This window comes from Halomonas sp. H2 (genome assembly GCF_050215315.1).
Taxonomy (GTDB): domain Bacteria; phylum Pseudomonadota; class Gammaproteobacteria; order Pseudomonadales; family Halomonadaceae; genus Vreelandella.
In genome coordinates this window covers 976,779-991,071 of sequence record NZ_CP189760.1, presented here as the reverse complement: position 1 = coordinate 991,071, position 14,293 = coordinate 976,779, and the positions used below count along the sequence as shown (strand labels likewise).

General features: G+C 56.6%; 14 protein-coding genes. 8 read left to right on the top strand and 6 right to left on the bottom strand.

Features of this window, described 5'->3' with window-relative positions:
- Window positions 1-2 precede the first annotated feature (2 nt).
- The 4 genes from ACQE2I_RS04450 to ACQE2I_RS04435 all read right to left on the bottom strand — a co-directional run bounded on the left by ACQE2I_RS04450 (window position 3) and on the right by ACQE2I_RS04435 (window position 3,519).
- Entirely contained in the window at window positions 3-1,259 is a 1,257-nt protein-coding gene (locus ACQE2I_RS04450) for an ISL3 family transposase (protein WP_427029281.1), read from the bottom strand.
- A gap of 42 nt (window positions 1,260-1,301) precedes the next feature.
- Window positions 1,302-1,487 carry a hypothetical protein gene (locus ACQE2I_RS04445; RefSeq protein WP_427031510.1) on the bottom strand — a complete coding sequence of 62 codons (186 nt, stop codon included), beginning with the start codon at window positions 1,485-1,487 and terminating at the stop codon, window positions 1,302-1,304.
- Window positions 1,488-1,490: 3 nt separating this feature from the next.
- Entirely contained in the window at window positions 1,491-2,516 is a 1,026-nt protein-coding gene (gene cyoA, locus ACQE2I_RS04440) for a ubiquinol oxidase subunit II (protein ID WP_427030253.1), read from the bottom strand.
- A gap of 241 nt (window positions 2,517-2,757) precedes the next feature.
- Window positions 2,758-3,519, bottom strand: coding sequence for a DeoR/GlpR family DNA-binding transcription regulator (locus ACQE2I_RS04435; protein WP_427030252.1), 762 nt, complete (start codon window positions 3,517-3,519; stop codon window positions 2,758-2,760).
- A gap of 281 nt (window positions 3,520-3,800) precedes the next feature.
- On the opposite strand from ACQE2I_RS04435, the gene ACQE2I_RS04430 reads away from it, so the two are divergent.
- From ACQE2I_RS04430 to ACQE2I_RS04395, 8 genes are all read left to right on the top strand, one after another.
- The gene (locus ACQE2I_RS04430; protein WP_427030251.1) at window positions 3,801-4,652 is read left to right on the top strand and encodes an outer membrane protein OmpK; all 852 of its coding nucleotides are present in this window, start codon (window positions 3,801-3,803) and stop codon (window positions 4,650-4,652) included.
- A gap of 36 nt (window positions 4,653-4,688) precedes the next feature.
- Entirely contained in the window at window positions 4,689-5,972 is a 1,284-nt protein-coding gene (locus ACQE2I_RS04425) for a NupC/NupG family nucleoside CNT transporter (protein WP_427030250.1), read from the top strand.
- Between the two features lie 85 nt (window positions 5,973-6,057).
- Entirely contained in the window at window positions 6,058-6,852 is a 795-nt protein-coding gene (gene deoC / locus ACQE2I_RS04420) for a deoxyribose-phosphate aldolase (RefSeq protein WP_427030249.1), read from the top strand.
- Entirely contained in the window at window positions 6,852-8,207 is a 1,356-nt protein-coding gene (deoA, locus tag ACQE2I_RS04415) for a thymidine phosphorylase (RefSeq protein WP_427030248.1), read from the top strand. The genes deoC and deoA overlap by 1 nt, the downstream gene beginning before the upstream one ends.
- The gene (locus ACQE2I_RS04410) at window positions 8,204-9,448 is read left to right on the top strand and encodes a phosphopentomutase (RefSeq protein ID WP_427030247.1); all 1,245 of its coding nucleotides are present in this window, start codon (window positions 8,204-8,206) and stop codon (window positions 9,446-9,448) included. Before deoA ends, ACQE2I_RS04410 begins: the two co-directional genes overlap by 4 nt.
- 29 nt (window positions 9,449-9,477) lie before the next feature.
- A complete protein-coding gene (gene deoD, locus ACQE2I_RS04405; protein WP_427030246.1) occupies window positions 9,478-10,203 on the top strand; it encodes a purine-nucleoside phosphorylase in 726 nt (241 codons plus the stop codon).
- 12 nt (window positions 10,204-10,215) lie between these two features.
- The gene (gene cdd / locus ACQE2I_RS04400) at window positions 10,216-10,635 is read left to right on the top strand and encodes a cytidine deaminase (RefSeq protein ID WP_427030245.1); all 420 of its coding nucleotides are present in this window, start codon (window positions 10,216-10,218) and stop codon (window positions 10,633-10,635) included.
- 135 nt (window positions 10,636-10,770) lie between these two features.
- On the top strand, window positions 10,771-11,895 hold the full coding sequence (locus ACQE2I_RS04395) for an aminotransferase class V-fold PLP-dependent enzyme (RefSeq protein WP_427030244.1): 1,125 nt from the start codon (window positions 10,771-10,773) through the stop codon (window positions 11,893-11,895).
- A 64-nt stretch (window positions 11,896-11,959) separates the two neighbouring features.
- On the opposite strand, the gene ACQE2I_RS04390 is transcribed toward ACQE2I_RS04395, so the two are convergent.
- Both ACQE2I_RS04390 and ACQE2I_RS04385 read right to left on the bottom strand, forming a co-directional pair.
- Window positions 11,960-12,649, bottom strand: coding sequence for a CBS domain-containing protein (locus tag ACQE2I_RS04390; protein ID WP_427030243.1), 690 nt, complete (start codon window positions 12,647-12,649; stop codon window positions 11,960-11,962).
- A gap of 190 nt (window positions 12,650-12,839) precedes the next feature.
- Complete coding sequence (locus tag ACQE2I_RS04385; protein WP_427030242.1) at window positions 12,840-14,270, bottom strand: hypothetical protein; 1,431 nt, start codon at window positions 14,268-14,270, stop codon at window positions 12,840-12,842.
- Window positions 14,271-14,293: the final 23 nt, after the last annotated feature.

Genomic DNA, 14,293 nt, shown 5'->3' with positions numbered 1-14,293 from the left:
CTTCACGTGGATTTGGCCTGATCGAATAGGCGGCCCACCGGGCTGCCAATCAGGTAGATCATGGCGATAAAGTTGGCCTCGTTCCGGTAGCCACGTGCCCGTGACCGAGCCGCTTGGAACAGACCATTCATTCCTTCCAGTCTTGCGTTCGTCAGTCCCGAGAGCCAGCGTCTGACCACCGCGTCGGCGTGCCGCTCAAGCGTCGCCAGGGCTTTCCCCATCGGCTTCAGCAGTGACTTTTCAGACACCGCCGCCTGCATGACCTTGAGGTAGTTCGTGATGCGCCACCGAGCCGCTCTGGGCGTTGGAGCCTTCTGGATCCAGCGTAGCTTCTCCTTGATCACCCAGGCATCGGCCGTGGCGCTCTGATCGGCCACCAACTCCTGGAGCGCCGAAAGCTGTTTGGGTGTCAGGTTCTTGTTATCCAGGTTCTTCAGCAGGGCCCAGCGCAGCGACTTGGGGTGCCCCTGCTCCCGGCGCTCTTTCTTGCGTACCTCGTCCAGCCGCTTGGTGAAGGTCTGTACGATATGGAACCAGTCGACCGTTACCTCGGCCTTGGGAAGGTGCTCGGTCACGCCGCTAAGGAAGGCTGGCGACATATCGCAGACGACCTCGACCACATTATTCGGGTCGCCGCCATGGGCCGCCAGGAAGGCGCTGAAAGCCTGGATGGCATCCTTGCCGCAGCCTGGGACGGCAAAGATAACCGGTTCCCGCTTGCGCTGCATGTCGAGGAACACCGTGACATAGCGATGACCGCGCCGGGAGGCGGTTTCGTCCACGCCGACCGTCACCACCTTGGACAGATCCAGTTCCCCCAACATGCGGCCAACGTAGTGGTGCACGATGCGCCATAGTCGTTTGTCGGAAATCTCCAACTGGCGGGAGACGGCCAGTACCGGCATCTCCTTGACCAGTGACATGGCCGCTTGCTCGAACAGCAGGGTAAAGTCGCTGCCCGGCCGGGCCCAGGGCACCTCTATGCGCTTGACGCCATGGTCAGGACACTTCGTGCGCGGCACGCGAGCATGCAGGTAACAGTGATGCTGAAAGAAGTTCAGATGCCGCCAGGTTTTGTCGGCAAAGTCATGAGCTTGGCAGGCCTTACCACATTCTGGGCAGGGATAGAAACTGCCTCGCTCCGCCTCGACATAGAGGTTCAGGCGGTGGGGCGACACGGCGGTATCCAGGTACTGGTTCTTGAGGATCCAGGGCGCTTCCAAGCCCAGGCCGAGTGTTAGAATCTGGGTGCCGTCCATGTCATACCTCCTGCCGCTGTGGAGGTCATATTCTGGCCCAGCTCAGGGGGCGAATTCCACACCCAACGTCGAAGAGCCGGTAAACCACTCGCTCCACAGCCAGCTCCATTTACGGTAATACGTTAACGCGCCTACCAGCGCGATCCCACCCATGGCCATAACGGCCGCGACGACCATAATGATCGGTTCGTGGTAGGGAATTGACTCTAAACTGAGTTTTCCAAACACGGCTTAACCTCCCGCTTCAACGCTAGAAGGATGCGTGCGCATGGCATGATCCTGACTAGCATGGTTGTTGGTGTCGTGGCCTGATACGGCCGCTTGGTGGGTGGTATGGGCGTTATCGCCATCGGTAGAATCAGCATGGTCGCTGCTTAACTGATGATCGCCGCCCATATCGTGATCACCGCCCGTGTGGAAGCTGCTCAAAATACTTTCGTACAGCGCTGGCGAAATAGCCGAGAAGTACTCCACCGGGTGCGATTCACTGGGCTCAGCCAGTGCTTCGTAGCCTTCGGGGTAGGTCAGCGTTTCGGAGGCATCGCGCACGGTTTCAACCCAGGCATCAAACTCGCCGGGGGTGGTCACCTTGGCTTCAAACGTCATGCCCGAGAAGCCCGCGCCGCTGTAGTTGGTAGAGCGACCTGGGTAGCTGCCCATTTCATCGGCAATCAGATGGACATCGTTATCCATACCCGCCATGGCGTAGATCTGGCTGCCAAGATGGGGAATGAAAAAGGCATTCATCACCGAGCCGGAGCTAACCCGAAAACGCACTGGAGTATCCACCGGGAAAGCCACTTCGTTAACGCTGGCCACGCCTTGCTCGGGGTAGATAAACAGCCATTTCCAATCCAGCGCCACGGCCTGTATTTCGATCGGCGCCACATCGCTTTCCAGCGGCTTGTGCGGATCAAGGCTATGGGAGGTTTGGAAGGTCAACAGGGCAAGAACAGCGATAATCGCGCAGGGCACGATCCAAATTACCGCTTCAATCCAGTTGGAGTGGGCCCAGTCAGGGAGGTATTTCGCCACGCTATTGCTGCGCCGATAGCGCCAGCCAAACAGCAACGTCATAGCAATGACCGGAATAACCACGATTAACATTAGGCCGAAGGAGGTCAGAATCAGCGTGCGCTGCTCGGCGCCAACCTGGCCTTTCGGGTCTAACAGCGCTGAACTACAGCCTGCTAGAAACAGACACAGCGCAAGGAGCACTAGCGTGCCTCGCCTGCGCCATAGTGAGCGTCGTTGCATGGTGTGATCTCGTTAGAGGTTGTTTAAGCACTAGCCAGCTACGCTATCCAGCTACGTAGCAGGCTAACTACCACCCCATACTTTTCCCAAAACACGCTCATCAGGAGGCTATTTTATAGCGCTGAGCGTCATTGCTCCGGGAAAAATATGCGCCGCCGTGTGGGGATTGGCGACGAGCCTCACCGACTCAAGCATTCAAGACTTAAGCAGCTAAGACCAAAGTATTTTCTATTGATCGAGATCATGAAAAAAGTGGCGCATTGCCGCACCCAAGGTATTGACTGCTATGAGCCCCCTCCCCATCGGTGACCACCACATCAAAATCATCCAGCACAGCAAAATAGGCAGGACGCACTACGCCAAACTTACTGGCATCCACCACTAACAGTCGTTGCATGGCTGTGGCGATCGCGGCTTGTTTAGGAGCCACTTCGTGAAAATGAAAACAGCTAACCCCGCGCTCAAAATCCACTCCCGCGGCAGAAATTAGCGCTTTATTAATACCTAAGCGCTCAATAGCCGCCGACATATTATCGCTGCCGAATGACTGCGAGGCAGCATAAAACAGTCCGCCCAATAGCACTAAGCGTACGTTCGGTAGCGAGGCGACGGCATTGGCAACATTGAGCGCATAAGTAACCACCGTTAGTTCGCGGAAATGACTAAGCTGGCTAAGTAACGGAATCAGCGTCGAGCCACAGTCAATAAACAGTGTATCGCCCTCTTCGATAAAGGCTAGCGCACGCTGGCAGAGCCGGTACTTTGCCTGGTAGTGGCTTGCCTGCTGCTCAGTTAAATCGTAAACCGGCGTTACACCTGGATAATTCGCCATGACTAAACGACCGCCCAGCAGGCTGATAGCAGAGGGGTGGGTGGTCAGATCACGGCGGATGGTCATTTCTGAGACATCACATAGCTCTGCAGCATCGCGCAGATGAAGAGTACCGCCGCTGGCAAGCGCTTCCTGAAGCTTGGCAAGGCGCAGTGCGCTACGACCATTCATGGTGGGCATCTCCCTAGCAAACCCCTCTTTGTTGTGATTTTCAATTCCATGCTGAGCGAGCGGCGACAGAATTGCCACTGTTGTGATGGCTTTTACTATATGCTCCGCCAGCAACGAGTCTCTTATCACATTTGCATAGCGTTGATGTGACAACACTTGCAAATCAACGTTATAAAAATAACACTAAATGTTATAATTTTAACATCAATACCAGCCCGCACGACAAAAACCCCGGTTAGCCGCACTCAAATGGCGACGCGACAACCCCTGTTGAGGCTTATATGACTGCTCGTACTCACGTTCGTACCCCCTCTCGCACGTCCACCCTTATTGCGCTTGGCGCTGGCGTATTAGGGGCGGTATTCACTACGCCACTCATGGCAGATGACGCTCTGTCTTCACCGCTTGATCCAATTTGGTCATTCGCCAACGTTTCGGTTAACTATCTGGATTGGTCGAACGGCACGGAAGCGCGCACTGCATCTAACGCCGCGAAAAGCGACTTTATGTTTCTCGAAATTGAAGGCGGCGCTGGTTTTAGCTGGGGCGAATTTTACGGCTTCTTTGATTTCGAGAACCCCACCAACGACCAGTTCGATGAGCCTAGCAGTGGCAAAGACAACTTCCGCACCGCGGGTAAAGTAACCTCGCACATTTACCTGGGCGATAGTCCGCTGTCGATTTACGCTCACCTGTATGACTTCCGCGATTACGGTTATAACAGCCGCGAACAGGATCAAATTCTGGGTCTAGGCTACCGTACCACCTTTGATAACGGTCTATGGTTTAAACCCTTTATTGGCGCCGCGCGGGTGCAAAGCAACAGCTATACCGGCATGAACGGCTATATGGCAGGCTGGGTCGCGGGTTATGATTTCACCGCGCTCAACCAGAACTTCAGCGTCACCAACTGGCACGAACAGACATTTGGTCGCGACGATGAGTATCTGGAGCAGAACTACGTGGGCGATACAGCGGGCAGTGTAGGCACCAACGGTGCACTGAGTCTATGGTGGCATCCGAGTGACTTGATCACCACTGGCATTCAGTATCGCTACTCTGACAATAAGTTAGGCACCCCCAACGATTATCAGAATGCGATGATCTACTCCGTCAAGCTCAACTTACTTTAAACGCGGTTAACCCTCGCGGACTCGAAGGATCTCCCTATGACACTCCTTATGAGCTTGGTAGGCATGGTTACTCTAGTGACCATCGCTCTGATCTTCTCTTACGACCGTAAGTCGATTCGCCTACGCACCGTGCTGGGTGCCTTTGCGATTCAAGCGAGCATTGGTGCTTTTGTACTTTACGTACCGTTTGGCCAGGCGGTGCTGCAGGCCATTTCGTCCGGCGTTAGCCAAATTTTGGTCTACGCCAACGATGGCATTGGCTTTCTGTTCGGCGGCCTAGCGGATGTGGATAACGTCGGCTTTGTATTTGCGATCAAAGTCTTGCCGGTGATTATCTTCTTCTCCTCGCTGATCGCCGTGCTTTATTACATCGGTATTATGCAGTGGGTGATTCGTATCCTGGGTGGCGCGCTGCAAAAGGCGCTCGGCACCTCACGCACGGAATCGCTCTCTGCGACGGCAAATATTTTCGTCGGCCAAACCGAAGCACCGCTGGTGGTGCGTCCGTTTATTGCCCGCATGACGCCTTCGCAGCTGTTTGCGGTTATGTGTGGTGGCTTGGCTTCGGTGGCTGGTTCGGTATTGGCGGGTTACGCCGCACTGGGCATTCCGATGGAGTACCTGGTGGCGGCCTCCTTTATGGCGGCGCCAGGCGGCTTGCTGTTTGCCAAGCTGATCATGCCGGAAACCCAAGACGTTACTGACAGCGACAGCGTTTCCAAGGTGGAAGAAGAGATTGAGGCCCAGGAAGACAAGCCCGCCAACGTGCTCGACGCTGCGGCCTCGGGCGCCACCTCGGGCTTAATGCTCGCCGCCAACGTGGGGGCGATGCTGCTGGCCTTTATCGCGCTAATTGCATTAATCAACGGCATACTCGGCGGTGTTGGCGGCTGGGTGGGCTTTGACTCGCTGAGCCTGGAGCTGATTTTAGGCTGGCTGTTTGCCCCACTGGCGTTCCTATTAGGTGTACCCTGGGAAGAAGCGACCCTGGCTGGCTCCTTTATTGGCCAGAAACTGGTGGTCAACGAATTTGTCGCCTATATCAACCTGGCGCCCTACATTGATGGGGAACAGGTGGTGGCTGCCACGGGTCAGATGATGACACCGCACACCATGGCGATCCTCTCTTTCGCGCTGTGTGGCTTTGCTAACCTCTCCTCCATCGCGATTCTGCTGGGTGGCTTGGGTAGCATTGCCCCGACACGGCGTAAAGAGATTGCCCGCTTTGGTGTCAAAGCCGTATTGGCCGGTACACTGTCCAACTTGATGTCGGCCTCGATTGCTGGCTTCTTTATCGCCCTAAGTAACGCCACTGCTTAATGCAGCGGGTTCTACTGAAGGTGGCGGGCGCTGCGGTTTTATCCGCAGTGCCCGTTTTTATCTTTTCCTAATTTGTGAGAACTCCATGACTGCGACTGCCCCTCCCCATATCGTCCAAGCCGCCCGCCAGGCACTCTCCCTCATGGACCTGACGAGCCTGAATGACAACGATACAGACAGCACCATCGAAGCGCTCTGCCAACAGGTAAAAACACCCTTTGGTACGCCTGCTGCGGTCTGCGTCTACCCGCAGTTTATTGTCACCGCCCAGCGCGCACTCACCGCTCATAAACTGAATGACCAAGTTAAAATTGCCACGGTCACCAACTTCCCCAACGGCGGCGACGACATTATGGGTACCGCCCGGGAAACCCGCGACGCAGTTGCCTCTGGCGCCCATGAGGTCGATGTAGTGTTCCCCTATCGCGCGCTGATGGCGGGCGATGAGGAAACCGGCCTTGAGTTGGTTGAGATGTGCAAAGCCGCCTGCGCAGGCCAAGCGCTGCTCAAAGTGATTATTGAGTCCGGTGAGCTTAAAGAGCCTGCGCTGATCAAACGCGCCAGCGAACTCGCCATTGAAGGCGGTGCCGATTTCATTAAAACGTCGACCGGCAAAGTGGCCGTCAACGCCACCTTGGAAGCTGCCGAAATTATGCTCAAGGCGATTAAAGCCAGCGGCCAAGACGTCGGCTTCAAAGCGGCGGGTGGCGTCAAAACCGCCGAAGATGCGGCCGAATACTTGGCCCTTGCCAACGACATCATGGGCCCCGGCTGGGCAACCCCCGCACACTTTCGTTTTGGTGCCTCTAGCCTGCTGGGTAATTTGCTGGATACCTTGACCGGCAACACCAATGCGGCCGCCCCTGACGGAGGTTACTAATGGCTGACAACGCGACTAAGCACTCTCTGCTCCCCCAAGAGCTGATTCGCCTTAAGCGTGATAACCAACCGCTGCCGGCTGAAGAGATCAAAGCATTTGTCCAGGGCATTGCCGATGACCGCATCAGCGACGCCCAGATTGGCGCCTTTACCATGGCGGTGTTCCTCAACGGCATGAGCCGCGAAGAAGTCGTCGCGCTGACCACCGCCACCCGTGACTCCGGCCACGTGATGCAGTGGAGTGACCTAAACCTGCCCGGCCCGATTGTCGATAAGCACTCCACCGGCGGCGTCGGTGACTTGGTCTCGCTAGTGCTCGGCCCTTGGGTGGCCGCCTGCGGCGCTTTTGTGCCGATGATTTCCGGGCGCGGCCTGGGCCATACTGGCGGCACGCTGGATAAACTTGAATCGATCCCCGGCTACGACCCCTACCCCACGCCGGAGCGTTTCCGTCAGGTGGTCAAAAACACCGGCGTGGCAATTATCGGCCAGACCGGTGATCTCGCCCCCGCCGACAAGCGCATCTACGGCGTACGTGACGTCACCGCCACGGTAGAGTCTATTCCGCTGATTACCGCCTCCATCCTGGGCAAAAAGCTCGCCTCCGGGCTGGATGCACTGGTGATGGACGTTAAAGTCGGCAGCGGTGCCTTTATGCCCACGCCAGAAAAATCCCGCGAACTGGCCAAAAGCATCGCCAATGTCGCGACCCAAGCAGGTACGCCCACCACCGCCCTACTTACTGACATGAGCCAGCCGCTAGCGCCCTGCGCCGGTAACGCCGTAGAGATCGTCGAGACGCTGGCCCTGCTGCGCGGCGAGCGTCCCAACAGCCGCGTAATGCAAGTCACCCGCGAACTGGCGGTAGAGATGCTCATCGCCGGTAAACTCGCAGGCTCCCGTGGAGAAGCGCTGACTAAGCTTGAGAAAGCGCTGACCTCTGGCGCTGCAGCGGAAGTGTTCGCCCAGATGGTGCGCGAACTGGGTGGCCCCAGCGATTTTATGGAGCGCTCCGAGCACTACCTGGCTAAAGCCGAGGTGATTAAGCCGGTGTATGCCGAGCAGGCCGGCACTGTTCAGCGTATTGATACCCGCGCCGTGGGCATGAGCGTGGTTGAGCTAGGCGGTGGCCGCCTGCGCAACGACGCCAGCGTCGACCACAGCGTCGGCTTTACCGATATCGTCGAAATCGGCGATAGCATCGATAGCCAGCGCCCCATTGCCATGGTTCATGCCCGTAGTGACGCCGCCGCCGATCATGCCGCCGAGCAGCTACGCTCGGCGTTTACGGTTGGCGAAGGCGCTGCCAGCGCCGACACCCTGCTGCAAGATACCTTCCGTGGAGAAGCCTTATGAGCCGCGCGATTGTATTAGTACTCGATTCGTTTGGGATTGGCGCCGCCCCGGATGCCGCCAACTTTGGCGATGAAGGCGCTGACACCCTTGGCCATATCGCCGCTGCCTGCGCCCGTGGCGAAGCCGATAACGCTAACCGCTCCGGCCCACTCAAACTGCCCAACATGGCCAAGCTGGGATTGTTTCACGCCCACCGTGATGCCACGGGCGGCGTTGCCGAAGGCGTCACGCTGCCGGAAAGCTTGGAAGGCGCTTACGCCCACGCTAAAGAAATATCCAGCGGCAAAGATACCCCCTCCGGCCACTGGGAAATTGCTGGTGTACCGGTACGCTTTGACTGGGGCTACTTTCTCGATAAAACTGACAGTTTCCCCCTGGAGCTGCTCGACGCCATCGCCCAGGAAGCTGATTTAACGGGTGTGATTGGCAACTGCCACGCCTCGGGCACCGAGATCATCGCCCGCTTGGGCGAAGAGCACATCGCTACCGACAAGCCGATTGTTTACACCTCGGCGGACTCGGTGTTTCAGATTGCCGCTCACGAAGAGTATTTCGGCTTAGAACGGCTTTATAAGCTGTGCGAAATCGTCCGCGAGCTGCTGGAGCCTTACAATATCGGCCGCGTCATCGCCCGTCCGTTTATCGGCGAAGGCAGCACCACCTTCGCCCGCACCGGCAATCGCCGCGACTACAGCGTTGAACCACCGGCCCCCACCGTGCTGCAAAAGCTTACCGATGCCGGTGGCGAAGTGGTCTCGATTGGTAAAATCGCCGACATCTACGCCCACTGCGGTATTACCCACAACGTAAAAGCCAGCGGCCACGATGCACTAATGGACGCCACGCTCAACGAGATCGAGCGCACCAACCAACGCGACGAAGGCGAGCGCGCCATGATCATGACCAACTTTGTCGATTTTGACTCGGTCTACGGCCACCGCCGGGACGTGCCAGGCTACGCCGCTGCGCTGGAGGATTTTGACGCAAAACTGCCAGCACTAATGGAACAGCTTAGCGAAGACGACCTGCTGATTCTCACCGCCGATCACGGTTGCGACCCCAGCTGGCACGGCACCGAGCACACCCGCGAGTACATCCCCATTTTGGTACACGGCCCTGGCTTTACCCCTGGCCCACTAGGTGAGCGCGGCACCTTTGCCGATATTGGCCAAACGCTGGCCGACTTTTTCCTGCTACCGGCCATGGCCGATGGCAAAAGCTTTCTACCCGACGCCGCTTAAAGGCGTGCGCCGCCTAAAGGAGACCTTTGATGGCTACCCCGCATATTAATGCCGAGATGGGCGATTTCGCTGATACCGTGCTGATGCCCGGCGACCCGCTGCGCGCCAAGTACATCGCCGACACCTACCTGGACAACGTTCGCCAGGTCAACGACGTGCGCAATATGTTCGGCTACACCGGCACCTATCAAGGCCGCGAAATTTCCGTGATGGGCCACGGCATGGGCATTCCCTCGGTCTCCATCTACGCCAAGGAGCTGATCACCGACTACGGCGTTAGATCGCTGATTCGCGTGGGTTCCTGCGGCGCGGTACGCGATGACGTCAACGTCCGCGATGTAGTGATCGGAATGGGCGCCAGCACCGATTCAAAAGTTAACCGCATGCGCTTTAACGACCACGACTTCGCCGCGATTGCGGATTTTGAACTGACCCAGCACGCCGTTGCCGCCGCCAAGGCCAAAAACGTACCGGTCAAAGTCGGCAACATGTTCTCAGCGGATCTGTTCTACAACCCGCAAACCGAGATGGCCGAAATGCTGAAGCGCTACGGCATCGTTGGTGTTGAGATGGAAGCCGCTGGCCTTTACGGCGTCGCCGCCGAGTTTGGCGCCCGCGCCATGACTATCTGCACCGTGTCGGATCACATCCTGAAAGGCGACTCACTCTCCAGCGCTGATCGTCAAACCACTTTCGACGATATGATGCTGATTGCGCTGGACACCGTACTGCGCGACGACGCAGCCTGCGCTTAAGAGGAAGTCGTGATGAGTCAGCAAACGGATGAAGTGCCAGCAGAGATCGTGCAGAAATTATTCAGCGCGCGAGCTAACGCCTATGTGCCCTACTCCACGCATCCAGTGGCGTCGGTGATGGTGACCCCCGATGGTCAGCAGTTTGCGGGCACGAACGTCGAAGTGGCGCACTACAAAGGCCTGTGCGCCGAAGCCTCGGCCATCTCCGCGATGATCACCGCTGGGCAGCGCCAACTGGCGACCGTCTATGTGATGGGCCCTGGCGATCACCTGTGCACACCCTGCGGCGACTGCCGCCAGCGCATCCGCGAGTTCGCCACGCCACAAACGCAAATCAAAGTGCTATCCGGCAGCGGCGAACTGCTGAAAACCTACACCATGGAAACGCTGCTGCCCGATGCCTTCGGGCCAGAGCAACTGCCGCCGCGTTAACCCAGCCTGTTAATCAACCAAAACCAGCCCCTTCCAGGCTGGTTTTGTGCGTTTATTGCTCGTACTCTTAGTAACAGCTTATTTATCGACGATAAAGTGTGCCAATCAGAGCACACCACTTACTTGGAGAACGCCATGGCTGGTTTACTGCCCAACGTCGACCCCGACGGTTTGCTTGAGTACTCGGTGGTCTATACAGACCGCTCGCTGAATCATATGTCGCAGCAGTTTCAAACGGTGATGCGCGACATTTCTGCCACCTTGAAAGAGGTGTATAACGCCCACGCAGCGGTGATTGTGCCCGGTAGCGGCACCTTTGGTATGGAAGCGGTAGCGCGCCAGTTTGCCATTGATCAGAAAACCCTGGTCATTCGTAACGGCTGGTTCAGCTACCGCTGGACGCAGATTATTGAGATGGGCCGTTTAACCGACCAGCACGGAGTGCTTAAAGCGCGTCGCCTCACAGCCGATGACCCGCGCTCGCCTTTTCAGCCGGTGCCCATCGATGAAGCGGTGGCAAAGATTCGTAGCGAAAAGCCCGCTGTGGTGTTCGCTCCGCAGGTTGAAACCTCCGCGGGTGTACTTCTTCCAGATGACTATATTCAAGCACTTGCCGAGGCCACTCATGAGGTGGGCGGCCTGTTTGTGTTAGACGCCATTGCTGCGGGTACGCTGTGGGTGGATATGCAGGCGCTCGGCATTGATGTGGTGGTCAGCGCGCCTCAGAAAGGCTGGAGCGGCTCACCCTGCTGTGGAATGGTGATGCTCTCAGAGCGTGCCACTCAGCGCCTGAATGAGACCCAGAGCAACAGCTTTGCCTGTGATTTGGGTAAGTGGCACAGCATTATGCAGGCCTATGAAAATGGCGGGCACGCCTACCACGCCACCATGCCCACGGATGCCTTGCGACAGTTGCGCAATATTATGCAGGAGACGCGTGAATACGGCTTTGCCAAGGTAAAAGAGGAGCAGCAGGCGATTGGTCGGGACGTTCGCGCCATGCTTAAGCGCCACGGTTTTGTCAGCGTTGCCGCTGAAGGCTTTGAAGCACCGGGCGTGGTGGTGTGCTACAGCGACGATAGCGGATTAGTCGGCAAACTTGCCCAGGCGGGCGTTCAAGTCGCGGGCGGCGTACCGCTGATGTGCGATGAAGGCGATAACTTCCAAACCTTCCGCATCGGCCTATTCGGCCTCGATAAGCTGCACCACACCCAGCGCAGCGTAGAGAACCTGGAAACAGCCATTAAGTCAGTCGTTTAAGACCAAAAATGCCCGCTATTGTATAGCGGGCATTGATACCGACTAGAGACTCACTAGGTAACCCTTATATATACCCCACGCCTCGCGGCATCATACCCAGGTGGTTTTCGACCCGGGTAACGCCGGGGACGTTTTCTGCCGCTACGGTCACCGCCTGCTTCTGCTCAAGTGACTCAACCAGCCCCCAGATCTCCACAACGCCACCGTCCACAATCAAACTAATGCCTTCGGTTTGCACGCCCGTGTTGTCTTCTACCTCTGTTAAGATAGCCTTACGGATTTGTCGGTCATCGGTTGGCGATTGCGTCGGCGCTACCGCAGCATTGGCCATTCCTTGGAGTAGGTTCGCACGGCTGACAATGCCGACTAGCTTGCCATCTCGTACGACGGGCACGCGCTTGATACGGCGCTTTTCTAGCATTCGAGCAATAGTATGCAGCGGTGTGTTCTCTTCGACGGTCATTGGATTAGGGGTCATGACCTCATGGGCTTTACGCCCATGCGACCTTACATAGTCGCCAGCATCCTTACCGCCGGTAAACAGCGTCAGCCACCAAGAGTGGCCATGGTCACCGTCATCCTTTACCCGGCGCATTAAATCGCCTTCGCTGACAATGCCGATCACCCGATGCTCGTCATCTACCACAGGAACGGCACTAATACGGTGATTGAGCAGCAGTTGCGCAATTTCACGCACTTCAGCATCGGGCCCTACGCTGATCACTTTGGGGGTCATAATATCGATAGCTTGCACAGTACACCTCCTTGCGTCCCGCATTTAAGGCACTCTGAAGAGTGATCCCTTAACGACTAACTCCTTAAAAACTGAATTGCAGAGGCAGGTTGCCCTGCCCGTTCTTTGAGCTTAGTTCGCTCCTGGTGATTTGCCTATGCTGACGGGTTATCTCAATGAACGCTTTGAGACAATCTTGATCTAGCGCAGTTTATGGGCTTTTCTTCTCTTCGCTGCTCTCGGCTACTTTTTCCACATCGACAATACCCGAGCGGCTGACCACGACCTTCCAGCGAGCGAGGTAAGCCGTGTCTTCACTGCCGGTCTCACGAATTACCAAGTTAAACAAATGGCGGCGCTCAACGCCTTCGCGCACTGCTTGGCCATCCTTAAGGCGGTAGATGTGATGTTTGCCTTTGCTCATCAGCCGCGTGAGCATGGAGATATCCAAATTGAGCGTTTCTCGGGTGTGCTCGTAGCCGCTTAAAAAGCGCGTGGGCGACATACGCGAGCTTGAACGGTAGTGCAGCACAACCTCTTCACGCTGCGCCACCGTGCGACGGCGCATCAATTGAATATCGTCACCCAGCGAAGTAAAACGTTTGTAATCAAACCACTCCAACTGGTGCCCCACAACGGCATTTCGCGTGGGGTCTAGATACTGACGACGCCACTTGGGACGGCCTTTACGCAGCCAGCGCCAGAGAGTATTGCGCAGGTCGTCTTTAAACACTTCCCTCATCGCGTAAAGCACCGCCATCGCCAAGACGAAAAGTGCACTAATATCGCCCAGAACGCTGCGCAATTGCAGCACGCCTAATGTAACAAACGTCATCACCACTGCTGTTGCTAGGGCTTTGACTGCTTTCTGCTCGCCGCCGCCCAACTCCAAGGCCTCTTGTTTCAGGGTAATCGGGTGCTCAATCAGACGCCGCAGCAGGCGCATTTTATTCGACATGCGCGTGGGATCGGCCATAACGCGCCCAGCGTTGTACTGCTGTTCGCTGCGGTACTCGTCCTCACGATGACAGACGCTGATAAAGCGCCGACGAATATCGGCAAACTCGCCCCCACGAGGCATGTAGGCCATCAGCGCCAGCAACTGCTGCTCAGTAAACCAGGAGAGGTAGTTATCAATATTGGCAAAGTATTTATACAGGCTGTCATCAGTTGGCTGATTGCGCCGTAGCCGTTTGAGAATACCGTCGCTTAAGTTGATCATCTCATGCAGTTGGTCGTGTAACCCAGCGGCGCTCTCCTGCACCTCGCTGTTATCTTCCCGCCCCTCTTGGCGGGCATGGCGCAGCTTATTGGCATTGACCAACATCGCCTGAGTGGTGCGCTCCATCGCCACCACGTATTGATAGGCATACAAGCTCAAGCTTAACCGGTAGGAGTCACTACCAAGTCGGTTACGGCTGGCGAGACGGCTATGTACCAGCGGCAACAGATACTCGTCGCTATAGTAGGTGCGCGAGACATTGATCGCTGCATGATAGAAGGCTTCTTCTGAGATTAGTTGGGTACTTAATCCCAACTCGCCAGGCACAAAAAGATAGATGTCGAGGTTATGCGATGTCTCTTCCTTGAGCCGCCGGGTAAGACGCAGCTGAAAGCTATTTTTACGCTCAACGTTGATCAACTCACCAATCTCCTACACCTTTA

What these genes read in the sequence shown, in the direction of transcription:
- ACQE2I_RS04450 (WP_427029281.1), bottom strand. Translation starts at nt 1,259, where the DNA reads ATGGACGGCACCCAGATTCTAACACTCGGCCTGGGCTTGGAAGCGCCC.
- cyoA (WP_427030253.1), bottom strand. Translation starts at nt 2,516, where the DNA reads ATGCAACGACGCTCACTATGGCGCAGGCGAGGCACGCTAGTGCTCCTT.
- ACQE2I_RS04435 (WP_427030252.1), bottom strand. Translation starts at nt 3,519, where the DNA reads ATGAATGGTCGTAGCGCACTGCGCCTTGCCAAGCTTCAGGAAGCGCTT.
- ACQE2I_RS04430 (WP_427030251.1), top strand. Translation starts at nt 3,801, where the DNA reads ATGACTGCTCGTACTCACGTTCGTACCCCCTCTCGCACGTCCACCCTT.
- ACQE2I_RS04425 (WP_427030250.1), top strand. Translation starts at nt 4,689, where the DNA reads ATGACACTCCTTATGAGCTTGGTAGGCATGGTTACTCTAGTGACCATC.
- deoC (WP_427030249.1), top strand. Translation starts at nt 6,058, where the DNA reads ATGACTGCGACTGCCCCTCCCCATATCGTCCAAGCCGCCCGCCAGGCA.
- deoA (WP_427030248.1), top strand. Translation starts at nt 6,852, where the DNA reads ATGGCTGACAACGCGACTAAGCACTCTCTGCTCCCCCAAGAGCTGATT.
- ACQE2I_RS04410 (WP_427030247.1), top strand. Translation starts at nt 8,204, where the DNA reads ATGAGCCGCGCGATTGTATTAGTACTCGATTCGTTTGGGATTGGCGCC.
- deoD (WP_427030246.1), top strand. Translation starts at nt 9,478, where the DNA reads ATGGCTACCCCGCATATTAATGCCGAGATGGGCGATTTCGCTGATACC.
- cdd (WP_427030245.1), top strand. Translation starts at nt 10,216, where the DNA reads ATGAGTCAGCAAACGGATGAAGTGCCAGCAGAGATCGTGCAGAAATTA.
- ACQE2I_RS04395 (WP_427030244.1), top strand. Translation starts at nt 10,771, where the DNA reads ATGGCTGGTTTACTGCCCAACGTCGACCCCGACGGTTTGCTTGAGTAC.